The 22474-nt window shown below is 63.9% G+C and carries 24 protein-coding genes; 9 read left to right on the plus strand and 15 right to left on the minus strand.

All coding sequences use genetic code 11. The features are described from left to right. Positions 1-26: 26 nt before the first annotated feature. Complete coding sequence (locus GRS80_RS17350; RefSeq protein WP_160048654.1) at positions 27-1208, minus strand: inorganic phosphate transporter; 1182 nt, start codon at positions 1206-1208, stop codon at positions 27-29. Positions 1209-1417: 209 nt separating this feature from the next. Here GRS80_RS17350 and hisA point away from each other — a divergent pair, with 209 nt between their 5' ends. Next, the gene (gene hisA, locus GRS80_RS17355) at positions 1418-2170 is read left to right on the plus strand and encodes a 1-(5-phosphoribosyl)-5-[(5-phosphoribosylamino)methylideneamino]imidazole-4-carboxamide isomerase (RefSeq protein ID WP_160048655.1); all 753 of its coding nucleotides are present in this window, start codon (positions 1418-1420) and stop codon (positions 2168-2170) included. A 113-nt stretch (positions 2171-2283) separates the two neighbouring features. Here the strand turns inward: hisA and GRS80_RS17360 are convergent, their stop codons facing one another. Beyond that, positions 2284-2958 (minus strand): hypothetical protein, encoded by a 675-nt coding sequence (locus tag GRS80_RS17360; RefSeq protein WP_160048656.1) that lies wholly within the window; start codon positions 2956-2958, stop codon positions 2284-2286. A 525-nt stretch (positions 2959-3483) separates the two neighbouring features. Between GRS80_RS17360 and GRS80_RS17365 the strand changes: the two genes are divergently transcribed. After that, on the plus strand, positions 3484-3780 hold the full coding sequence (locus GRS80_RS17365) for a helix-turn-helix domain-containing protein (protein WP_235019776.1): 297 nt from the start codon (positions 3484-3486) through the stop codon (positions 3778-3780). A gap of 43 nt (positions 3781-3823) precedes the next feature. Here GRS80_RS17365 and GRS80_RS17370 read toward each other — a convergent pair whose 3' ends face one another. Then, complete coding sequence (locus tag GRS80_RS17370) at positions 3824-5353, minus strand: TrkH family potassium uptake protein (protein ID WP_160048657.1); 1530 nt, start codon at positions 5351-5353, stop codon at positions 3824-3826. Positions 5354-5440: 87 nt separating this feature from the next. Further along, complete coding sequence (locus tag GRS80_RS17375; RefSeq protein ID WP_160048658.1) at positions 5441-5707, minus strand: hypothetical protein; 267 nt, start codon at positions 5705-5707, stop codon at positions 5441-5443. Between the two features lie 284 nt (positions 5708-5991). Between GRS80_RS17375 and hisB the strand changes: the two genes are divergently transcribed. Next, positions 5992-6579, plus strand: coding sequence for an imidazoleglycerol-phosphate dehydratase HisB (hisB, locus tag GRS80_RS17380; RefSeq protein WP_160048659.1), 588 nt, complete (start codon positions 5992-5994; stop codon positions 6577-6579). Positions 6580-6661: 82 nt separating this feature from the next. On the opposite strand, the gene GRS80_RS17385 is transcribed toward hisB, so the two are convergent. Then, complete coding sequence (locus GRS80_RS17385) at positions 6662-7435, minus strand: hypothetical protein (protein ID WP_160048660.1); 774 nt, start codon at positions 7433-7435, stop codon at positions 6662-6664. 209 nt (positions 7436-7644) lie between these two features. On the opposite strand from GRS80_RS17385, the gene GRS80_RS17390 reads away from it, so the two are divergent. Further along, positions 7645-8148 (plus strand): amino acid-binding protein, encoded by a 504-nt coding sequence (locus GRS80_RS17390; protein ID WP_160048661.1) that lies wholly within the window; start codon positions 7645-7647, stop codon positions 8146-8148. 85 nt (positions 8149-8233) lie between these two features. Here GRS80_RS17390 and GRS80_RS17395 read toward each other — a convergent pair whose 3' ends face one another. Then, the gene (locus GRS80_RS17395; RefSeq protein ID WP_160048662.1) at positions 8234-8641 is read right to left on the minus strand and encodes a hypothetical protein; all 408 of its coding nucleotides are present in this window, start codon (positions 8639-8641) and stop codon (positions 8234-8236) included. 154 nt (positions 8642-8795) lie between these two features. Here GRS80_RS17395 and GRS80_RS17400 point away from each other — a divergent pair, with 154 nt between their 5' ends. Beyond that, positions 8796-9404 (plus strand): YigZ family protein, encoded by a 609-nt coding sequence (locus GRS80_RS17400; RefSeq protein ID WP_343161631.1) that lies wholly within the window; start codon positions 8796-8798, stop codon positions 9402-9404. 60 nt (positions 9405-9464) lie between these two features. Here GRS80_RS17400 and GRS80_RS17405 read toward each other — a convergent pair whose 3' ends face one another. The 4 genes from GRS80_RS17405 to GRS80_RS20870 all read right to left on the minus strand — a co-directional run bounded on the left by GRS80_RS17405 (position 9465) and on the right by GRS80_RS20870 (position 13469). Next, positions 9465-9761 carry a translation initiation factor gene (locus tag GRS80_RS17405; RefSeq protein ID WP_343161632.1) on the minus strand — a complete coding sequence of 99 codons (297 nt, stop codon included), beginning with the start codon at positions 9759-9761 and terminating at the stop codon, positions 9465-9467. Between the two features lie 98 nt (positions 9762-9859). Beyond that, positions 9860-11692 (minus strand): excinuclease ABC subunit C, encoded by a 1833-nt coding sequence (locus tag GRS80_RS17410; RefSeq protein WP_160048663.1) that lies wholly within the window; start codon positions 11690-11692, stop codon positions 9860-9862. Between the two features lie 26 nt (positions 11693-11718). After that, positions 11719-12924, minus strand: a complete 1206-nt coding sequence (locus tag GRS80_RS17415; protein WP_235019777.1) for a hypothetical protein — start codon at positions 12922-12924, stop codon at positions 11719-11721. Positions 12925-12962: 38 nt separating this feature from the next. Beyond that, the gene (locus GRS80_RS20870) at positions 12963-13469 is read right to left on the minus strand and encodes a HAMP domain-containing sensor histidine kinase (protein ID WP_235019798.1); all 507 of its coding nucleotides are present in this window, start codon (positions 13467-13469) and stop codon (positions 12963-12965) included. 212 nt (positions 13470-13681) lie between these two features. On the opposite strand from GRS80_RS20870, the gene GRS80_RS20875 reads away from it, so the two are divergent. After that, on the plus strand, positions 13682-14245 hold the full coding sequence (locus tag GRS80_RS20875) for a hypothetical protein (RefSeq protein WP_235019778.1): 564 nt from the start codon (positions 13682-13684) through the stop codon (positions 14243-14245). Positions 14246-14307: 62 nt separating this feature from the next. On the opposite strand, the gene GRS80_RS17425 is transcribed toward GRS80_RS20875, so the two are convergent. Beyond that, complete coding sequence (locus GRS80_RS17425; protein ID WP_160048666.1) at positions 14308-15501, minus strand: FIST N-terminal domain-containing protein; 1194 nt, start codon at positions 15499-15501, stop codon at positions 14308-14310. A 121-nt stretch (positions 15502-15622) separates the two neighbouring features. Between GRS80_RS17425 and GRS80_RS17430 the strand changes: the two genes are divergently transcribed. The 3 genes from GRS80_RS17430 (at position 15623) to GRS80_RS17440 (ending at position 17874) form a co-directional block, all read left to right on the plus strand. Beyond that, positions 15623-15892, plus strand: coding sequence for a hypothetical protein (locus GRS80_RS17430; RefSeq protein WP_160048667.1), 270 nt, complete (start codon positions 15623-15625; stop codon positions 15890-15892). Between the two features lie 87 nt (positions 15893-15979). Further along, positions 15980-16906: an ABC transporter ATP-binding protein gene (locus GRS80_RS17435; protein ID WP_160048668.1), complete on the plus strand. Its 927-nt coding sequence runs from the start codon at positions 15980-15982 to the stop codon at positions 16904-16906. Next, complete coding sequence (locus GRS80_RS17440) at positions 16903-17874, plus strand: ABC transporter permease (protein ID WP_160048669.1); 972 nt, start codon at positions 16903-16905, stop codon at positions 17872-17874. The genes GRS80_RS17435 and GRS80_RS17440 overlap by 4 nt, the downstream gene beginning before the upstream one ends. A gap of 54 nt (positions 17875-17928) precedes the next feature. On the opposite strand, the gene GRS80_RS17445 is transcribed toward GRS80_RS17440, so the two are convergent. The 4 genes from GRS80_RS17445 to GRS80_RS17460 form a co-directional block, all read right to left on the minus strand. Beyond that, entirely contained in the window at positions 17929-18360 is a 432-nt protein-coding gene (locus tag GRS80_RS17445; RefSeq protein ID WP_160048670.1) for a response regulator, read from the minus strand. A 205-nt stretch (positions 18361-18565) separates the two neighbouring features. Next, complete coding sequence (locus GRS80_RS17450) at positions 18566-19363, minus strand: ABC transporter permease (protein ID WP_149080147.1); 798 nt, start codon at positions 19361-19363, stop codon at positions 18566-18568. Further along, a complete protein-coding gene (locus GRS80_RS17455; protein ID WP_160048671.1) occupies positions 19363-20388 on the minus strand; it encodes an ABC transporter ATP-binding protein in 1026 nt (341 codons plus the stop codon). The genes GRS80_RS17450 and GRS80_RS17455 overlap by 1 nt, the downstream gene beginning before the upstream one ends. 340 nt (positions 20389-20728) lie before the next feature. Beyond that, complete coding sequence (locus tag GRS80_RS17460; RefSeq protein WP_160048672.1) at positions 20729-21946, minus strand: CBS domain-containing protein; 1218 nt, start codon at positions 21944-21946, stop codon at positions 20729-20731. Positions 21947-22474: the final 528 nt, after the last annotated feature.

Consider the following 22474-nt stretch of genomic DNA (forward strand, 5'->3'; position numbering starts at 1 on the left):
AGCCGGAAACGTAAGTACCCCTACCGTCAGGCGACGCCCGGAACGAGTGTGAAGAACCCGTAGGCGAGAGTGGTGGACATCGACGGGCCGATAATCCACATCGAGACGTACTTGATCACCGCTCGGGGGTTGAATAGATCGCTCCCGTGAAGCACTTCGTCGGCTTCTTCTTCACCGATCGGGGGTGCCGGTTCGTCTTCCTCCTCCTCGGCGACGATCGCGCCCAGTTCAATCTCGCGATCCTCCATCTCTGGGTCACGGGTGACGGCCTCACGGAACGTGATCGGGCGGGTCGCCCGCCCCCAGCCGATGCCGACGATCGTCATCACGGTCGCCATCACGAGACTGATCGGGATGCCGATCCAGGAGAGGATCGTCGTGATCGTGGAGGCAGTCACCATGACGAAAAGCGCCGCGAGCAGCGGGATGTCGCTCAGTTCGCCGCCGACCGAATCCATCGTCCGGCGGGCGATGGTGAACCCGCCCAGACCGATCGCGACCGTGGCGATGATGACTGCGGTGTTCACGTCCAGTCCGGCTTCACCGACAAGCGGCGCAGCGGCGTTCGGAACGTTACTCGCTCCGGCGCTGAACGCCATGTAACAGCCGATAGCGAGGACGACTACCGTAATCTCGATCTCCGCCCAGGTCGTATTTGGCCCAAGCGCCGGCTTCGGAACCGCTCCCTGTCGATCGAGGGTCAGCAACGGCCCGTCGGTTTTCTCGATCGTCACTCGCCGGTTGACTTCCGGATAGATGTATCGTCCGATGATGCCGCCGATCCAGAACCCGATGATCGGCGTGACGACCCACCAGGAGATGATCTCCGCGATCGTCGCGTAGTTGAGCGTACCGGTTGCCAGCCCCAGTCCGGCGATTGCGCCGACGGTCGTCATCGATGTCGGGACGGGAACGCCGAAGATGTTGGCGACGAGGATTCCCAGGCCGATGAAAAAGAGGACGGCGACACCTGCCGAGAGCGTGAGATCGGTCGTAATAATGCCCTCACTGAGGGTCTCCATCACGTTTTGACCGACGGTAATGCCGCCGAGAAAGACGAAGACCGTCATGATCGCCGCCGCAGTCGTCTTCTTTACGATGCCGGCACCGACCGATGGCCCCCACGTAATCCCCGTCGACGATCCGCCGATGTTGAATCCGACGAAGACCGAGGCGACGATACCAACCAGTAGAAGCGTTTCGACCATCGACAACTAGTACGACTGTTCGGATAAAGTAAGTACTGGAGTTACCTGCACCGTCTCTGTCGGTTATCCACATCCTAACCGCCTCGTTCATGCTCCCGTGACCAGACTGTCCTCCCAGCGACCGCGGTTCTCCGTACCACTCGAGGGCCACGTTCACAAGGGGTCGCGAAACCGTCGCCTTTACTCCCGTCGGACGCACTCACACGCGTATGAACGACTCGAGCGAGAACTCCATCGGCGAAAACGGATTCGACGTGATTCCGGCGGTCGACGTACAGGACGGCGAGGTCGTCCAGCTTGTCCAGGGCGAGCGCGGAACCGAGAAGAGCTACGGCGAACCCGTCGGGGCCGCCCGACGGTGGATCGACGCCGGCGCGTCGTCACTCCACCTCGTCGACTTAGACGGCGCGTTCGAGGGCGAACGGGAAAACGCCGAAGCGATCGATTCCGTCGTCGAGGAAGTCGACGTTCCGACCCAGCTCGGCGGCGGTATCCGGACCGCCTCGGACGCCGTCGACCTGCTCGAGCGCGGCGTCGATCGCGTCATCCTCGGGACGGCGGCGGTCGAAGAACCCGAAATCGTCGCGGAGATCAGCGAGGAGTACCCCGGTAGCGTCGTCGTCAGTCTCGACGCGAAAGACGGCGAGGTCGTCGTCGAGGGGTGGACCGAAGGGGCGGGAATCTCGCCCGATGACGCCGCGAACCGATACGAGGAACTGGGCGCAGGCGCGATCCTCTTTACGAACGTCGACGTCGAGGGAAAACTCGAGGGCGTCGCGACCGAGCCTGTCCGGGAACTCGTGGAGGCGACTGAAATCCCGGTGATCGCGAGCGGCGGCGTCGCGACCCTCGATGACGTCCGGGCGCTCGCCGACGCCGGTGCGGCGGCCGCCGTCGTCGGGAGCGCACTCTACGAGGGCCAGTTCACGCTCGCGGAGGCACAGGACGCACTCGAGGACTGACCAGGGTCGGCTGGTCGGTGGCGGTCTGATTCTGGTGGGTCGACGACTCTCGTCCTGGCAGGACGCTGGCGTTCTGGCCCCGGCGTCTCGATCTCGAGCGCTCGGGGCCGGAGTCACGTCGTGGGTGCGAACCGCGGCCCGTACGTTCGGGTCGCGTAGACGATGAGCGGCACGCCGACCGCGGTCGGGCCCAGCCACCGGACCAGCGGCGGGATCATCGTCAAATTGACCGTGATCGTGGCGGTCACGGTCGCGATGTAGGCACCGCCCATGAAGCCGATATGCCAGTTAATCCACGGCGTGCGTTCGCCGGGTGGCGATCGAAACTCGAGCAGGGTGAATACGGCGAACCCGGCACCGATCCCGCCGAAGACGGCCAGCGCCGGTGCCAGTCCCGGGGGACCGGTGACCGTCTGCCACCCGCCGAAGACGACCATCAGGCCGCCGACGGCCAGCATCGAGCCGTGTCCCGAGTAGTCAACCGGCGTCGGTGCGCTCAACCCGGCGCGTCGGCGGGCGATCACGCGGTAGCCCCCGAAGACGAGATAGCCGCTGAAGACGGCGATCGCCAGGAGAAACCAGTTCTCCGTCCACACGGCCAGTGGAACCGCTGTCACGACCACGACGGCCATCGACAGCGCGTACGCCTTGCCGGCGGCGTTGTGGCGACGGCCCCCTTTTTTGGTGACGATCGCAGCGAGTCCCGCGGCCAACGCGAGGACGCCCGCGAGGACGTGAATCCAGAGGGTCGGGTCGGCGAACCACCAGTCTGCGCTCGAGTCGATCACGCTGTCATCACCGTCTCTCCTATCGGTTGTCTTCCCGTCGTCTCAGTGTCCATACTTCGATCTGGGCGAACTCCACCGAATAGCCTTCCCCAACACGTTGGGGTCGGTCGAGAGACACGCTCGAGCAGACGGAGCACTACGAGGGGGCGAAAAACGTTGGTGGGTTCCCCCGTCCTCGAGGACGATCGGATGATCACCGCATCGTTGCGTATTCGCCTATCGAAGACGCGTGGGTCGCCGAACTCTCTCATACGGTTTACTGTAAGTCATTTCCGGCGCAACCGCCGCCCGGGTCGCGGTTGCGCCGGTAAATCGTTACAGGAATCCGTATCAGTCGTTTCCCGACACGACGTTTCGGTTGCTCGCGGGAACGCAGACGGACGAGACGGCCGTCGAAATGGGTGAAGTCGTCGCCGACGATCCTCACGAAGTCGCGGACGCCGTCGCCGCCCACCCGTCGATCGTTCGGTACAGCCGTCTCGAGTTGACCGAGGATCGATCGCGAAGTACGAGACGACCGATACGATGCTGTACGGATTCGTCGAGGAGACGTCGGTCCCCTACGAACTCCAGTCGCTCGTCGAATCCGGGACGTCGGCGGCGTTGTTCACCGACAGACAGCGCGATGTCCTCGGGACGGCGCTTCGCGAGGGCTACTTCGACGTGCCGCGAAACTGCACGCTCGCGGAGCTCGCGGCGGATCTTGGGATCGACAAGTCGACGGCGAGCGGGATCCTTCGACGCGGCGAGCGACGGATCGTGGTGCAGGCACTGACTGGTGCGACCGGCGAACGGTTTCGCGATCCGAACCGCAGGGGGTGATCTCGGCTCGAGCCCGCGTCGAGAGACACGACGGCGAACCAGCCTACGAGCGCCAGAACGCCGGCAACAGCAGGACGAGGACGGGGACGATCTCGATGCGGCCGATCCACATCATGACGATCATGACAGCTCGAGAGCTGGCAGGGAAGCCGGCGTAGTTGTCCATCGGCCCGGCCATCCCGAACGCGGGTCCGATGTTGAGGAAGATGGAGGCGGCGGCACCGAGCGCCTCGAACTCGCCGACGAACTGACCGGCTCGAGCGGCGTCGACGACCAGGAAGATGGTGAGCACGAAGAAGATGACGATGGCGAGCATGACGTAGCCGAAGATGTCGTTGATCGTCTCCTCGTCGACGACGCCGCCGCTGACCCGAAGCGGGCGGACGGCGTCCGGGTGAACCGCAGTGAAGAGGTTGCGTTTGAACGCCTTGAGGACGACTAGCCAGCGCAACGACTTGATCGAACAGGTCGTGCTGCCGGCCATCCCGCCGAGGAACATACAGAGGAACAGCATGTGTTTCGCGCCCGGCGTCCAGAGGTTGAAGTCCGTCGAGGCGTAGCCGGTCGTCGTCACCAGCGAGACGACGTTGAACAGGCCGTGGCGGATCGTCGGCTCGAGTCCCTTGTCGATCTCCGGATCGAACGCGAGGATGGCGACGACGACCGCGCCGAAAAAGACGAGCGTGCCGAGGTAGAATCGAAGCTCTTCGGAGCCGAGGGGGCGTTCGAACTCCCCCTGAGTGATGTAGTAGAGGAGGACGAAGTTGGTCGAGCCGACGATCATGAACGGCATGATCGACCACTGGACGATCGGGGCGAAAGCACCGACGCTCTGGGGCTCGGGCGAGAATCCGGCGGTAGCGACGCTCGTCAGCGCGTGTGAGACGGCGTTGAACAGCGTCATGCTCGGGGCGAGCCCGAGCAGGTGAAGACCGTAGAAGACGACCACCGCCAGCACCGTGATGCCGACGTAGATGGTCCAGATGAGCCGCGCCGTCTCGGAGATGTGCGGTCGAAGCTTCCTGACGTTCCTGGTCTGCGTTTCGGTCTCCATCAGCTGTGCACCACCGACCATCAGGTGCGAGAGCAGTCCGATCGCGACGATCAGAATGCCGAGTCCGCCGAGCCACTGGATGAGTTGCCGCCAGAGCAAGATTGCCCGCGACTGGTGCTCGAAGTCCCAGCCGTTCATGATCGTCGCGCCGGTCGTCGTCAGGCCGCTCATACTCTCGAAGAGGGCGTTGACCGGCCCGTCGACGACCCCGGCAAACGACGACTCGCCGCCCGAGCCGAGACCGGCGAGGAAAAACGGGATCGCGCCGACGAACGCGACGCCTAACCAGGTCAACGCGACCATCAGAAACGACTCGCGTTGCCCGAGTTCGCGCTCGGCACTGAGCTGCTCGAGGCCGATCCCGACGACGATCGTCACCGCGATGGCGACGACTAAGGGGACCGGATCGTCGCCGTCGAGCAACGCGAGCGCAGCGGGGGCGAGCAGCGGGACGGCGAGCCACTTCAGTACCGTCCCGGTGAGACTACAACTCGAGCGCCAGTCGACGCGTACCCTCATCGATTACCGAGTGTCGTCGCGGGAGTGAAATAACTGACTCGGAGTCGGTTCGCCGCTGGCGTCGGAAAATCGATCCCGCAATCGGGCTCACTCTCGATTGTGGCCGTGGCCGACGTACAACGCGAGGACGTTGACTGTCAGGAGAGCGAGGAACGCGACGGTAATTCGTCGGTCACCGAGACCCTGTGCGAGAAGCGGCAGGTGGACGAACGGAAGCGTGATCGCGATCCAAAACGACAGGAACTGTGCGGGACCTTTGAGCGAGTGAACGAGACGACGGTATCCGGACAAGTGGCCGGTCTCGGAGCCGGACTGACCGATCGATTCGTTCGGGAGTGGAGAGTGGTTTGACATCGGTACGGAACACCGTTTCGTATACACGACATTCGTCTTTCTCATCATATAACGGCGAGAATATTGGCTGCGTTTCGATCCGTTTCACCGGAGTAGGCGGTTATGGATCACGTTTCGAGACGCTTCTAGATCTCCATAGACGTTTCATAATTCAATCTGAGCGTATTTCTCCCTATCCTATACGATCGTTCGTATCGGTTGGTGAGTGGCCGAACGGGACGTGTCCGAGCGGCGCGTCGGCCACGAGCGCAACCGCCTTGTATCGGTGGTGCGATCGGTTCGACATGAGCGAGCGTACGGCGACCGTAACGCGCGAGACGGGAGAAACGTCGATCGAGTGTACGATCGCGATCGACGGCGACGGAACTGCGACGGTCGAGACGGGGATCGGCTTCTTCGATCACATGCTGACGTCGTTCGCCAAACACGGCCTGTTCGACCTCGAGATCGACTGCGACGGCGACCTCGAGATCGACGACCACCACACGGTCGAGGACGTCGCGATCGTCCTCGGAACGGCGATCGACGAGGCGCTCGGCGACCGGTCGGGAATCGTCCGCTACGCCGATCGGCGAGTGCCCCTGGACGAGGCCGTCGCCAGCGCCGTCGTAGACGTAAGCGGGCGGCCGCGGTTTTACTTCGACGGCTCGTTCTCCCAGGACGCAGTCGGCGAGTTCACGAGCGATATGGCGAGACATTTCGGCGAGTCACTCGCGATGAACGCTGGAGTGACGCTTCATCTCGCAGTCGACGGCGAGAACGCCCACCACGAGGTCGAAGCGCTGTTCAAGGCGCTCGCGCGGACGCTCGACGACGCGACCCGGGTCGACGAGCGCCGCGACGGGACGCCCAGTACGAAGGGAACGCTGTAGCACGCACTCGAGGCGCGATCACTGGAAAACGCGTCGTCCGCCGTTTTCGCCCGCACATTCCGGTTCGCGACGCGCGAGTTCGCTACGAGCGGTGAAGCGTTTCGCCGCGCTCGACGAACTCGTCGTTCTCGAGTGCGTGGTCGACGATTTCCGCAGTCTCGTGGGACTCGAGGTCGTACGCGCCGGCGATCAGTGTTTCGACGGCCTCGCGCTCCATGGGAAACTCGCGGTTTCGGAGCAGTCGAATCGCTTTTGCGTACCCCTGTGGCGGCCTCGCTCGTTCGTCCGACCCTCCCGTCGCCGCCTGCGCGACGTTCGCTGCCGACTCGCTTGCCGCTGTCGTCGATGTCGGCTCACGTTCGTCGGACTCGGCTGCGTCCGGAGATGGCTGTTCGCCCGGTTCGGTTGCGTTCGGAGATGGCCGTTCCCCCGGTTCGGTTGCGTTCGGAGACGGTCGTTCGCCCGATTCGGTCGCGTCCGGAGACGGCCCTTCGTCTCGATCGTTCGCGTCCGACGTCGGATCCACTGACCGTTCGGCACCGGCACTGCCACCGCTGTCGTCTTCCGGTTCGTTCACGTTGGAACCGGTCTCGTCGTCACGCTCGAGTACGATCCCGTCTCGAGAGTCGCTGCCTACCTCGCCACCGTTGCGTTCGTTCCGGGCCTCACCGCCGTTCTGGGCGGCACCCGCGTAGACCAGGAGTGGTTCGAGCAGCGTCTCGAGGCGGTTCCGGCAGTCGGAACAGAGGACGACGCGGCGTTGTTCGTCCTCGCTCGGCTCGAGTTCCGGCGGAACGATCTCGAAGGTCCCGACGGCGTCGGCTCCACAGAAATCACAGCGTCGAAGCGCGCGCATGGCCAGCGATACGATTCGACGCCGTAAAAACGCCAGTCATACGGTCTGCTGTCCGTCATTCCCGCCACACTCGGAGAACGGGCCCGAATGCAGCGGTAAACCGGTACAGCATCCGTCTCAGACCGTGATCGGCTGACGATCGTCGACAGGGCGGAGCGGATCGACGTCAACCACCGACCATTATAAGCGCGAACCCGTACATCCCACAAATGTTCGACGAGATTATGGAGAAGTTCGAGGGATCGCCGAGTCAGCAGGCGGTCATCCGCCTGTTGCTCGAGCGGGGCTTCTCCGTCAACGACGAGGGGCGGGTCGTCTCCGGTGGTATCGAGATTCCGAACACGGGTATCGCCCGCGAGATCGACGTCGATCGCCGGGTCGTCGACTCGACGACCGACGTCATCCTCGAGGATGCCGAGCTCCGCAGGATCTTCCAGAACATCTCGCAGGTGCCGAGCCTGATGGACCTCGCACCCGTCCTCGATCTGACCGTTCTGTCGATTGCCGTCTCCGATCCGGAACAAAAGGGGGTCGTCGCGACGGTCACCGGAACGCTCGCGGACAGCGACATTTCGATCCGCCAGACGATCAGCGAGGACCCGGAGTTCACCGACGAACCGCGCCTGTATATCGTGACCGACGAGGACCTCCCTGGCAAGGCCATCACGAAGCTACGAAACCTCGAGTTCGTCCGAAAGATCGAGATTCAGTAGTCGGTTTCCGTCGTTGCACTCTGGCTCGCACCAGCGGCCGCCGTGGTCGGCGCTGGGCGCTTGCATACGAGTGGGGGAGAATCCTTCATCGACTCCTGTCGCTGTCGGTCGTGTGGTCTGCCTCGTCGAGGATCGACGCGAGCACGCTCGAGAGTTCCTCGAATCGCTCCATCGAGAGATCGTCCGTCGTCACCCAGACGCCGTGGCCGTCCCGGATAACTCGGCTCAGGTAGCCGTTCTCGAACATCCGTATCGTCGCCCCGTAGCCGCCGAGTTCGGTGTCCCGATAGGCCGACTGGGAGCGAAAGCCCAGCCGTTCGTGATCGGCGAACCCGACCAGATCGGCCGTCTGCTCGAGGTCGGATCGAAGATACAGCTGTTCGACGCCCTCTTCGGTGAAGTACGTGATACTCCGTAGTTCGTCGCCGACTGTCGCCCGACAGGCCCCGATCAGTTCGTCTACGAACGCGGACTCGAGTGTGAGCTCTCCCATGGTATATGCTAGCGTCTAGTGTATAAATAGCGTGGTGGCCCAGGCGGGCTACCGGAGTGCTCTTTTCGCGGGCTGTCGTACTCGCCGGTATGATCGGCGACTCGATGCCGAGAACGACGAGAGGCGACGGCCGACCCGTCGGTGACGACCGTCCGTGAGCCGAACGTATCGAACGCTCGAGGGACCGGCGACGGCCGAGTTCGTCGTCCAGGGATCCGAGTTTCTCGGCCACGCACGTCCGGTCGACGGCGTCGACGCTGCCGAGTCGTTCGTCGACGCGATCCGTTCGGAGTACGCCGACGCGACGCACAACGTTCCAGCCTACCGTGTGCGGGCCGACACCGACGGCGACCTCCTTCGCGAGTACTCGAGTGACGACGGCGAGCCGACGGGCTCCGCCGGCAAACCGGCGCTGAACGTGCTCACCCAGCGCGACCTCGAGAACTGTGCGGTCGTCGTCACCCGCTACTACGGCGGAACCAACCTGGGCGTCGGCGGACTCGTCCGGGCGTACTCGACGGCGGTGAAAGACGCCGTCGACGAGGCGGGCGTGGTCGAACGGCGACCCCACGAGACCGTCTCGATCACCGTCGAGTACGACGATTCGGGAACGGTTCGCTCGATCCTCGAGAGCGAGGGTTGGGCGTTCGACGCCGACTACCAGGCCGACGTCTCCTTCGACGTTCGCGTCCCTATCGCGGAAAGCGAGGCGCTCCGCGATCGCATCCGGAGCGCGACGAGCGGGCGAGCACAACTCGAGTGAACGAACCGGCCAGCGAATTCTTCGGGGACGCCGGTCGTGACCGACGGCTGGCGAGGCCGGTCAGTCGCGAACGTCGAACCCGCGCTCGCGAAGCAACGGCGGCACGCGGGTACGATGATCGCCCTGGAGTTCGATCCGACCGTCGTCGACCGTTCCACCGGTCCCCATCGCGCTTTTCAGATCAGACGCCACCGATTCGATCTCCGATTGCGGGAGGTCGAATCCGTCGACGATCGTCACCGGCTTCCCGTACCGTCTGCTCTCCATGCGAATCGATAACGCTTGCTGGGCGGTCTCGAGGTCGCGCTGGCTGTCGAGTTCCTCGAGCAGATCGTCGAGCGAGTCGTCGTTTGACACGATTTAACAGACGGTCCCGAGCTACATAGCCCTGTTCGTGGGGCGACCGCCGGATCACGCGTCGGTCGACCCCGATCGTCGGCGTTCGGAGCGTCGTGCTACAGCCGTGATTTGATCGTCGCCGCGGTCTTCTCGCCGACGCCGGAGACGCTCTGGAGATCCTCGAGACTCGCCTCGCGGACGTTCTCGACGCTCCCAAAGCGACCCAGCAACCGCTTTCGCGTCTCCGGGCCGACGCCGGGGACGTCGTCGAGGACCGTCTTCACCTCGTCACGGACGGTCCGGTGGTACTGGACGGCAAAGCGGTGGGCCTCGTCGCGGACGCGCTGGAGGAGATGCAGGTGTGGCGCATCGTCGGGCCACGAGTACACCCATTCCGGCGTGATTACCCGCTCGTCGGCTTTCGCTAACGCGATCGCGGGGACGTCCCAGCCCACCGCCGCGAGTGCGTCGCGGGCGGCCTCGAGTTGCCCCTCGCCGCCGTCGATCACGAGCAGGTCGGGATCGGGCCTGTCGTCTCGCCCCTCGACCGCTCGGCGTGCGCGCCACTCGAGAAGCATCCGCATGTTGGCGTAGTCGTCGTTTCGGTCGTCGAGTTTCTTGCGTCGGTAGTCGGCCGTCTCCGCGCTGCCGTCGACGACGACGACGTTGCTGCCGACCGCCGAACTCCCCTGTGCGTGGCTCACGTCGAACCCCTCGATCCGGCGGGCGGTGTCGATCTCGAGAGCGTCGGCGAGCATCCCGCACTCGTCGCGCCCGCCGACGTTTTGCCGGGCGTTTTTCAGCGCGAGTTCGACGAGTTTCGCCTCCCGACCCGCGCCGGGTACCCGCACGGAGACGCCTTCCGCCTCGAGCCAGGCCGTGACCTCCTCGTCGCCGTGGCGTTCGGGGAGCAACAGCGCGTCCGGGAGGTCTCGCTCGGCGTAGTACTGGACGAGAAACGCCGCGAGGACGGCCGGGACGCCTCCCGGCCCGCGGTCGCATTCGTCGTCGCTGTCGGTCCCTGTCGACCCCCTGCTCGCGGACGGAGGCGTCGCCGGCCCCGGTGCCTCGAGCGTGTGTCGCTCCCGGTCGACCAGTTTACCGCTCTCGGCGCGGAGGCGGGCGACCGTCGCCGTTTCGCCCTCGATGGCGACCCCAAGCACGTCGACCGCTCGCTCGTCGCCGACGGACTGGACGGCCTCGCCGCCCTCGCCGTGGAACGCCTCGACGGTCGCCAGGCGGTCTCGCAGGTTGGCGGCCCGCTCGAAGTTCCGGTCTTCCGCGGCGGTTTCCATCTCACGGCGCAGCGGGTCGGCGAGGATCCCCGCCTCGCCCTCCAGGAACCGTTCGACGGCGGTGACGTCCTCGCGGTAGCGCTCGAGGTCGATCTCGCGGGTACAGGGGGCGGTACAGAGCCCCATCTCGTAGTCGAGACAGGGTCTGTCCCGGCCTGCGTACTTGTGATCGGAACAGCCACGAACGCCGTAGACTTCCCGGAGGGCCTTCACGACCGTCTCGACCCGCCCCATATTCGTATACGGGCCGAAGACCGTCGCCGCCCCGTCCCCACCGCTTGCGGTCCCTGCTCTCCGACCGTCGGGATCTCGAGTTACCTCAATGCGCGGGGCCTCGTGGCCGGTCACCTGGACCATCGGGTACGATTTGTCGTCTTTGAGCCGGACGTTGTACCGCGGCTGGTGGCGCTTGATCAGGTTCGCCTCGAGCAACAGCGCCTGGGTTTCGGTGTCGGTGACCGCGATCTCGAGTCCGTCAGCGCGTTCGACCATCCGTCGAATCCGGCCGCTTCGCGGGTCGGCGTACGACCGGACGCGACTGTGCAGGTCGACGGCCTTTCCGACGTAGAGCGTCGTCTCCCCCTCCTGAAACTGGTAGACGCCGGGCTCACGCGGCAGCGATCGCGTGCGTTCGCGAACCCCGTCTGCGTTCATCGGCGGCCCTAGGGAGTCGGCGGCTTTTAGGTTGACTCCTCGCGCTCGTCTTCAGCGTTGTCGCCATCTCCGTCATCGTGGCTCTCGTCGCCATAACCGTTGCCACCACCCTCATTGCGGTTTCTCTCGTCACCGTCTCTCTCGTCGCCATCACCTTCGTCACCATCTCCCTCATTGCGGTTTCTCTCGTCACCGTCTCTCTCGTCGTCGGTCCACCACCGTTCGGTCTCGAGAGTTCGCGCTGGCTCGCCCCTCTCGTCCGAACCAGATCCCGCGAGGGGGTCCCAGTCGAAGGCGTCGGTCGACGCCTCGCCATCGGGACCGTCGGTGCGGGAGTTCTCTCCGTCGTTGGGTGGCGCTTCCGGCTCGAGTGAGGTGGGATCTGCTGTCGACTCAGGAAACTCCGCCGTCGACCCACGACTGTCCGCCGACTCCCCCGACTCGAGCGAACCACGTTCCCACTGGCCGTCGCTCCGCGAACCACGTCCCAGTGGACTGTCGTCCAGCGAACTCCGTTCGTTCGGGCCGCGATCCTGTGAACCACGTTCGACGGGGCTGTCGCCGTGCTCCCGGACCGTTCGGTGGCGATCGTCCACCGTCGGATGCCCCTCGAGTCGATCGCGATCCGAATCGGTGGCTCCCCCGAGGGCTCCGACCGAGGGTTCGGGTCGGATCGCCTCCTCGAGTTCGACGACGGCCGTCCCGACGTCGTCGGCTCCCGTGACGGGAAGTTCGACGTCGTCGTCACCGCGGACCTCGATCACGAGCCAGCGTGAACGAGATCTGACGTACAACAGTGCGAACACGGCGGCGATCCCGATCGACAGGACGCCGGTCGCGACGACTGCGAGATCCACCAGCGCGAGCGTCGACTCGACGGCATCCAGAACACCGGTGGCGGGGGTGGCCGGCGCGTCCGACTCGCCGCTCTCGAGGTCGGGGTCCGGAACCAACTCGACGAAGCTCACCGCCGCACTCGTCAGGAGCAACCCGATCCCGAGAACCGCAGCGACGATCGCCCGAATCAGGTGGGCGAACCGCCCCTCGCGCCGGCGGTCGACCGCGCCGACGTTCGGCAGGTCGACGTGTCGGTACGCCGGACCGTCTTCCGAGCCAGCGAACGCGAGCAGTCGATGGCTGGTGACGACGACCGTTGCTGTCGAGAACTCGATGCGGTGCTCGACGCGTTCGCCGCCGTACAGCAACTGATCGACGCGGTCGGCCCAGCGCATCCGTTCGATACCGACTCTGTGGGCGAAGACCAAGTACGTCAGGGCCGACTCCCGACGGAGATACCACGAATTTCGAACCTCGCGCCGCCGTCGATCCCTTCGCCGACGTCGATCGCCCAGCCGTGGGCGTCCGCGATCGCCTCGACGATCGCCAGGCCGAAGCCGGTCCCGTCCGCGGACGTCGTGTAGCCGTGATCGAAGACGTTCTCGCGTTCGTCCGCCGGGATCCCCGGACCGTCGTCCTCGACAAACAGGACGCCCTCGTCCCACCCCACGCGAACCGTGCGTTCGCCGCTTTCGTCGGTGGAGTCACCGGCCCCGTGTTCGACCGCGTCTGCAGACCCGTCAGCTCCGGCATGGCTCGTGGAGCCGTGTTCGACGGCGTCCTCGGGAGTTTGCGACCGAGGGCTCGTCGAACCTGTTCGACGGCGTTGCGAAACAGGTTCTCGAATAGCTGTGAGAGCCGATCGCCGTCGGCCTCGATCGTCAACCCGTCGGGGAACGTCTCGACGAGTTCGATGTCCGCCGTCTCGACGTAGCGCCAGGCGTTCGAGACGACTTCCTCGAGGACGACCGACCGAGGATCGTCGACGGTCCGCCCCTGACTGGCAAGCGCCAGCAGGTCCTCGACGAGCTGTTCCATCCGTTCCTGGGCGTCGATTGCGTCCTCGAGGCGGGTGGCGACTTCGGGGTCGTCGTTCAGCTGACGTGCGAGGTCGACGTTTCCCTGGGCGACGGTCAGCGGATTCCGAAGGTCGTGGGAGACGACGCTGACGAACCGCTCGAGCTGTTCGTTCTGGCGCTCGAGGGTTCGTTCCCGACGCTTTTCGTCTGTGATATCCGTATAGATACCGTAGCCTTCGATCTCGCCCCCGAACCCCGAGACGACGACCGGCTGGAAGAGAAACGTCCGTCGCTCGCCGTCGTCGGTCAGCCGATCGAGCTCCGTCCCGCGCCCGACGTTCGACCGAAACCAGACGTCGAGCGGGTCAGTGCGGTCGTCCGCCGGCACGATCAACGCCGGCAGCGACCGCCCGACTGCGTCCTGGCCGTACCCGAACGTCGCCTCGAACGCCGGGTTGTATCCGGTGACGATCGGGGTCGACTGGTGAAACGAGACCGCCACGACGGGATCGGAGAGCTCCTCGATAAGCGCGTCGAAACGACGCTGGGCTCGCTCCCGAACGCGGATCTCGGTCGCGACGATCTCGAGGTAGCCGTCGGTGTCTCGAGCGATCGTCTCACAGATGTCGGCGACCTCGTGACTGGAGTACGACTCCGCCTGCTCGAGGCCGAGATCGTCGAGTGTGTCCTCGAGTAACGACTGGGCTTTCTCTACGCCGACGGTTTCGCCGAACGTCGAAACGAGGTTGTCGTGGTCCATCACTCGGGAAGCAACAGGGCGACGGTCGTCGTGTTGTGATAGCCGCTGAACTGTCCAGGACCCATACAGATCTCGCCGTACGTTTCGAAGCCGACGAACGGGACCGAAAGCTCCGAGGCCATCTCCTCGACGGCACGTTCGAACTCCTCGCCGAGAACGATTCCGCGACACGCACAGTCGTAAACGAACGCGCCGGCCATCCGTACGTCGCCCGCGTCCGAGAGTGCACGGCGGATCGTTTCGCCGGCGGATTCGATCTGGGCCTCAGACCGGCCGTGCATCACCCGTACCACCGTTCCTTCGGGGACGTCGACGGTAAACTGCATCGAGCCCTCGTCGTCTTCGATCCACGGCCAGCGCATCTTGTACTGATCGCCCTGGTTGATTCCGAACTCGAACTCACAGAGGATCTCCTGGAGGAGCCTCGAGTCGGCGTCGAGATCGTCGATGTCGACATCGAACTCCTCGGCGACGGTGTCGCGGACAGCGTCTTTCCAGACGTCGAACGCCGGCTCGCCGTCGAGTTCGTAGACCGTCGGTCCGTCCGCACGCGTCACTTCGACCGGTTCTGACAGCGGTTCGTGGCCGTGTGCGACCGCGACCACGGGTCGCTGTTTCGCGCCGATGAGGGCGACGACGACCCCATCGTCGACGATTTCGTCGTCACAGAACACGTACGTCGCCTCGAGTCGATGGTTGTCGGCCGCCGAGCCGCCCGCGATGGACACCTCGGGCCCGAGTTTCTGTTGACAGCTCAACGCGAGCTTCTCGCCGACGCCGCTGAGGCCGTCGTGGAGCGTAATCGCGGCGGCGTAGGGATGATCGTCGACCCGTTCGGGCAGATCGCCGATCGCCTCCCGGACGGCTCGAGAGACGTTCTCACGCAGTCCGGTGCCGAGGCCGGTGTAAAACGAGAGCGTGTCGCTCGCGACGAGGCCGACCGCAACGCCGTCTTCGACCACGTCGCGCGTGAACGTGCCGTTCGCCGAACAGCCGACGAGTTTCGCGTTCGGTCCGATAACGTTGCGTATCCCCGTAATGATCCGATCGAAATCGTAGTCGACCGGACAGAAGACCTGACAGAAGTCCACCCCCTCCCCCGGAAGCTGTGCGAGCGCTTCAGACGCTGCACGCTCACCCGGATTTTCGTCCGAGACGTCGGTTATCAGTGCCGTCCCAACGGATGTGGACATGAGACACAGTGAGCCGTCTCAGTAATTGAATGTTTGGTTCATCACAATCGACTATCACGTCCGAACGGACGGGCACGTAGAGAGCGGTACATTTTCGGCGACCGATCCGCTATATTCGCCGATGAGTGATGCGCCGGTACAGTGCTGGTTTGTCGAACGGGAGTTCGGCGACCGCAACGTCGTGACGATCGTCTACGCGACCCCCGACGGATCCCGCTATCAGCAACGAGAGCGTTCCTCGGCGTCGCTTCGAACCGGCTCGCCCGTCACCGCCGCGGTCGAGGTCCCCGAATCCGCACTCGAGCCAGTCGACGACGAGGAGACGCGAACTCGGTACGCGACCGAGGCCGAACGGACCGCAAACCGGTACGCACCGGACGACCCGGTGTGAGACCGTCGTTTTTTCCCGCCATCCGATAGCGTATATTTTTGGTCGCGAGTGACAAACCTTATCGGGAAACGGTGTGTCCACACAGCTATGCCCGCTCTTTCAGTCGACAACCTGACCAAATCGTACGGTCAGACGCTCGCGCTCTCCGAACTCTCCTTCGAGGTGGAGGAAGGGGAGGTGTTCGGGTTCCTCGGGCCGAACGGGGCCGGGAAATCGACGACGATCAACGTCGTCCTCGATTTCATCCGTCCGACGGCCGGCCAGGTGGAGGTACTGGGGATGAACGCCCAGACGCACAGTCGCGACATTCGCGCACGAACTGGCGTTCTCCCGGAAGGCGTCGAAACGTACGACCGCCTGACCGCGAGAGAACACCTCGAGTTCGCGATCGAGTCCAAAGGAACGATGGACGATCCCGAAACTCTTCTCGAGCGCGTCGGTCTGCTCGATGCGATCGACAGGAAAGCCGGCGGCTACTCCAAGGGGATGTCCCAGCGACTCATGCTCGCGATGGCGCTGGTCGGTGAACCCGACCTGCTGATCTTAGACGAGCCCTCCACCGGTCTCGACCCGAACGGCGCACGCGAGATGCGCGAAATCGTCCGCGAGGAGAACGACCGCGGCGCGACGGTCTTTTTCTCGAGCCACGTCATGGAACAGGTCGAGGCAGTCTGTGACCGCGTCGGCATCCTTCGGGACGGTGAGATGGTCGCCGTCGACTCCGTCGAGGGACTTCGCGACTCGGTCAGCGAGGGCGAGACCCTCCGCGTCACCGTCGATCGGATCGACGACGACGCCCTTCAGGCGGTTCGCTCGCTTCCCGACGTCTCGAACGCGGCCGTCGACGGGGAGAACCCGCCGCAACTCGTCGTCCAGGTCGAGGGATCGAAGACCGCCGTTCTCGGTGAACTCGAGGAACGCGGGATCGAGATCGAGGACTTCTCGACGACGGAGGCCTCGCTCGACGAGGTCTTCCAGACGTACACCGCGAGCAGGGAGGTGCAAGCGCAATGAGCACCGAAACCGCAGGCGGATCGGCACCGACTTCGCCCTCGAGTTCGATCAACTTAGAGAGCGTCCGCGCCATCGCGAAGAAGGATTTCAAGGATTCGTTCCGCTCGTGGGTGTTCTGGGGGCTGAGCATCTTCTTTTTCACACTGCTGGTCGTTTTGACCGGCCTACTCTCGTATTTCGACGAGATCTTCTTCGGCGTGAGCGCCGCCGAAGCCGGCGTCACGACTGAACTACTCGTGGTCGCTGCCTCGTTCGTAACGAGGCTCGTGATCCCGCTGATCGCGCTGGTGTTGGGCTGGAAGGCGATCTCCGGAGAGCGCGAATCCGGGAGTATCAAGGTCTTGCTCTCGCTTCCCCACTCGCGAAAGGACGTTATTCTCGGCAAACTCATCGGCCGATCCGCGGTACTGTCGGTCTCGTTGATTGTCGGGTTCGTCTTCGCCGCGGTTGTGGTGGCCGCGTTGCTCGGCTCGTTCGACGTCGTCGATTACGTCGGACTGCTCGCGATGTCGATCCTCTATGGGATCGCCTACACGAGCCTCGCCGTTTCGATCTCGTCGCTCACCCGGTCGACGACCATCGCCGGGGCAGCGCTGTTCGGCGTCTTCTTGCTGTTTTACGTCGTCTGGAACGCGATCATCGAGGCCATTGATCTGCTCATGGCCTTCGATTACATCTCCGGTGTTCCCTACACCGTCGAGACGGACCAGGGGACGATCGAACTCGAGCGCATGCCCGACTGGGCGTACTTCATCGAGTCGATCGACCCGGGCTATGCGTACAACAACGCCCTCTCCGTGGCCACCAGCGCCGCCGAGAGCGAACTCGGCGTCGCGATCGAAGAGATCATGTTCGACGGCAACGTTCCGTTCTTCTTACAGGATTGGTTCTCGTTCGTCGTCTTGCTGGCCTGGATCGTCGTCCCACTCGCGATCGCGCTCTACCGATTCGATCGCGTCGACCTCTGATCTGACCGCGTTCTCTCCGTCTCGACGCCAATCCGTCCCGACTCACCCCCGTGTTCACGACGGCGCTGGCGGATGCTGTGCCGACTCGATCCAGAAGTCCTCGATCGCCTGGGCCATCGTGTCGAACTCGTCCGGACTCTGTGGCTTGGTGAGGTAGGCGTTCGCGGCGCGTTCGTAACTCCCGCGGATGTCCGACTCGGTCTTCGAACTCGAGAGGACGAGCACCGGCGGCGGATAGTCCAGTTCGCGTTTGATCTGCTCGAGGAACGTAAAGCCGTCCATGCGAGGGAGGTTCAGATCGAGGAGGATGATATCCAGCTCTTCACGCTGGAAGACGTACTCAGTCGCCTCCTTGCCGTCCGTGACGGTGTGAAACTCGATCTCGTTGTCCGTCGTTTTGAACGCCTCCTTGGTGAGACGAGCGTCTCCCGGGTTGTCTTCGACGAGCAGAACGTTCACCGGCTCGGTAGGTGTGTACTGAGTCATGAGGCTCGTTTCACCGTTACCGAGTCGGGCGTGTAAGGCTACCCCCTATACACGTAGTGTCTGTCGACGCGGCCGTCGTATCACTTCGACTCGACGGCCGTCTCGAGAGAACTCGTCGTCCGTCTCAGACAGTTTCCTGTCCGTCAGTACCACACACCAGTGACCCTTGGTCGGATGCGCCGGGGGGTCGGGATAGCAGTCCGAATCAGTCGGTCAACCCGTAGCCGATCTTGAACAGGTAGATGTCGACCGCGAGGACGACGACCGTAAGCGCCGTCAAGACGCCGAGTGAGACTAGCGGTGCAACGTCCGCGAACGCCGCCGGCGCGACCTCGAACATATCGGAGTAACCGAGCAGGCCGTACCGGACGCTATCGACCATGTAGACCATCGGATTCAACAGCGAGACGTACTGCCAGATGGGGTCGAGCATGGTCAGCGAGTAAAAGACCGCACCGAAAAACACCAGCGGCCGGAGGATGAACTGGTTCATGACGGTCAGATCGTCGAAATCTCGAGCGACGAGCCCGCCGATGATCCCGAGCCCGGCGAAGAGAGCGGCGATGACGATCATGGTCGCGACCAGAAAGAGCCCGTTTGCGATAGTGATCGGGACGAACAGGCGACCGATAACGGCGATAATGACGCCGACGATTAGGCCGCGAACCGCGCTCGCACCGACGTAGGCGAACACCATCTCGGCGTAGGAAAGCGGCGAGGTGAGCGTCTCGTGGATGTACTCGTTCCACCGACCGTGGAAGATCGAGAACGACGCGTTCTCGAAGGCGTTCGAGATCGTTCCCAACACGACGAGCCCCGGGACCAGAAAGAGGATGTAGCCGATACCGGGGACAGGTTCGTCGATCCGTCCGCCGAGGATGAGCCCGAAAACGGCGAAGTAGAGCACGTTCGTGATCGCCGGCGGCATGAACGTGTTCTTCGGCCGACGGACGAACCGCAGGATCTCGCGCCGAAACAGCGCGCGAAAGCCAACCGACAGCATCAGGCGACCCCCTCCTGTTCACGCTCGCGTTCGCGTTTCGATGCCGATTCTTCCGCGCCGTCGTCCGCTCCACCGCTCGAGTCCGACGCGGACGACCGCGTCACTGTCCGGTCCTCGCTTCTGGTGAGGTCGACGAAAATTTCCTCGAGTGACGTCCGTGAAATCTCGAGGTCGGCGATCTCGTGGCCCATCGCCTCGAGGTCGTGCAACAGTTGCGGTGCGGTCGAGCCGCCGTCGTCGACCCGAACCTCGAGTTGGTCGCCGGAGAGCGAGACGCCGTGGGCGTAGCTGTCGAGGGCAGGTGCAGTCGCCGGCAGCGACTCGAGGCGGACGGAGATCGTATCGGTGCCACGGGTTTTCAGGTCGTCGGGCGTCGCGACGGTCACCTTCCGGCCCTCGTTCATGATCGCGACGCGGTCACAGAGGCGTTCGGCCTCCTCGATGTAGTGGGTGGTAAGCAGGATCGTCGTTCCCTCCTCGTTGAGTTCGGTCACCAGTTCCCAGAGGTCGTGGCGAAGCTGGACGTCGACCCCGGCGGTCGGTTCGTCGAGAATCAGGAGGTCGGGATCGGTGACCAGTGCCCGTGCGAGCAGGAGTCTGCGTTTCATTCCGCCGGAGAGCCAGTCGAACCGTTCGTTTCGCTTGTCGTAGATACCGACGCGCTTGAGGACTTCGTCGGCGCGTTCCGCGGCCTCCTCCTCAGAAATCCCGTGGTAACCGGCCTTGTGCATCAACACCTCGCGAATGGGGAAAAAGCGGTCGACGTTGAACTCCTGGGGGGCGAGCCCGATCGCATCGCGGGCCTGCTGGTACTCGGTTTCGACGTCGTAACCGAACACCTCCGCCCTGCCGCTGGTCTTGCGGACGAGTCCAACCAGCGTGTTGATGAACGTCGTCTTTCCTGCCCCGTTCGGCCCCAGCAAGCCAAAGAACTCGCCTTCCTCGACGGTCAGCGACAGCTCCTGGAGGGCACGTAAATCCCCGTACTCCTTGACGAGATCCGTCGTTTCGATGGCCGGTGGCATCGGCGCATCCTCGGCCCCGGTCGCGGTTAAGAATGTTGGTATCGGTACTCGAGGCGGCCGTTCCGCCACGTTTTCCGGCTCGAGTGAACGTCGATCACTCGGGGCCCCGTAGATCGATGTGACTGTGGTCATTCGCCGAAAATAGAACCGTCCGTTGGCACCCAGGTGTGGAACCGTCATACGGTCTGCAATGACTGATTGCCGATCGGTCGCCCGCCGGTCTGCGATCGACCGGTACCGACTCATCGCGGTCCGTCTCATACGGTTTGCTGTAACGATTTACCGGTTCGACCGCAGGATGGGTCGCGGTCGCACCGGAAATGGCTTACAGTAGACCGTATCAGTCCGCGGCCGGCGACTGCCCTGACGGATTGATTGCACCGCTTTTTTGGACGATATCGAAGGCAGTCATCAGGTCGGACCGCGAGATGATTCCGATGAGGTCCCCGGGCTCTCCGTCCGACGGCTCGCCAGCGGTCCTCGAGTCCTCGACGACCAGTAATCGACCGATGTTGTTCTCGCGCATGCGCTCGATCGCGGTCATCGCGTCCGAGTCGGGCGTGATCGTCTTCAGGTCCGTCGTCATCACGTCCTCGACCGTGTACGCGTCCCGTTCGACTGGCTCGATCTCTCGAGCGTCCGACAGCGTGACGAGCCCGATCAGCCGCCCGTCCCCGAACGCGTCGCTGTCGACGACCGGGTATCCCGTGTGACGCTCGGTGAACATCCGCTGGATCAGTTCGGCGATGGTCGTCCCGGGGGAGACGGTGTCGAGGTCGTTGACCGGCGTCATGATGTCGGCGACAGTGACGTCCTGGAACGCGGCTTTCATCGTCACCTGCTGGGCCTCACTCGAGGCCGCGATGTAGACGAAGAAAGCGACGCCGATGAGGATGATGTTGAACTGTGCGAGCAGTCCGAACAGGCCCATGAGGATCGCCAGAAACTTTCCGATGGTTGCGGCCTGCTGGGTGGCCTTCGCGTACGGTTTCGAGCGCGCGAGAAACGCACGGAGCACCCGGCCGCCGTCCATCGGAAACGCCGGTAACATGTTGAATCCGGCGAGGGCGACGTTCAGTATCGCCAGATATGCGAGGACGAACCGCGCGCCATCCAGACTCGCCGGGGTCACGAGAAAGAGCGCGTAGGAGCCGATGCCGACGAGTACGGAGACGATCGGACCGGCGATGGCGATGGTGAACTCCTGTCGCCAGTCTTCGGGCATCTCGGAGAGCGCGGCGACGCCCCCGAACAGCCACAGCGTGATCGAGTCGATCGGAAACCCGTACCGCTGGGCCGTCAACGAGTGACCGAGTTCGTGGAGGATGACGCCGACGAACAGTCCGATTGCGGCGGCTAACCCGAGTATCCACGGCATCGAACCCTGGGTGACGGCCCCCACGTCGATCCCCGCACCCAGTGTGAGGTTCATGACCTCCGCGACCTCCCCGAGCTGTACCCCGATGAGATACGCGAACAACGGCAGCACTAGCAAGAACGTGAGATCGAGTTTGATCGGGATCCCAAACAGCGACCCGATCCGGAAACTCCGTATCATGCGAATTCATTTCGGTGGAACGGCCTTAAGCGCGCCGCCGACTCGCCGCGTCTGGGCGTCTCACTCCGAGCCGGATCGTGTCGTTTTATACGCGGAACAGGCGCAATACCACGGCCTTCAGGCCGTGGATACGCGCCGTCACTCCGGGCAACAGACCACTGTTCAATCGGTTTCTCTGAGTTTCCCACGGTGAGGTTTAAGTGACAGGCCGCCCTATAAAAGAGTAGGAATCGGTCGGAACGGAGCGGATTCCGAACCGTCCTTCGGAGGCGGCCTGTCCGCCCACGCAACGAGGCAGTATCCGAAAGGACAGCCGGTGAACGCACATGCTCGAAGCGTGTGCCTGTGCCGACTGCTCGAAGCGAACCAGACGATATCCCCGAGTCTGCTGACGCCTGCTGGCGTCCCCGTGGCTAAACCAACACCGGGACGCAACACGGTCGAGGATAGGGGTAACGGCGGTTTGGCACCGCCAGCAGTCCACCACACCGAGACTGTGGGACTACCCGTGCCCGAAAGGTGTGGTAG

This window comes from Natrialba sp. INN-245, assembly GCF_009807105.1.
Classification (GTDB): domain Archaea; phylum Halobacteriota; class Halobacteria; order Halobacteriales; family Natrialbaceae; genus Natrarchaeobius; species Natrarchaeobius swarupiae.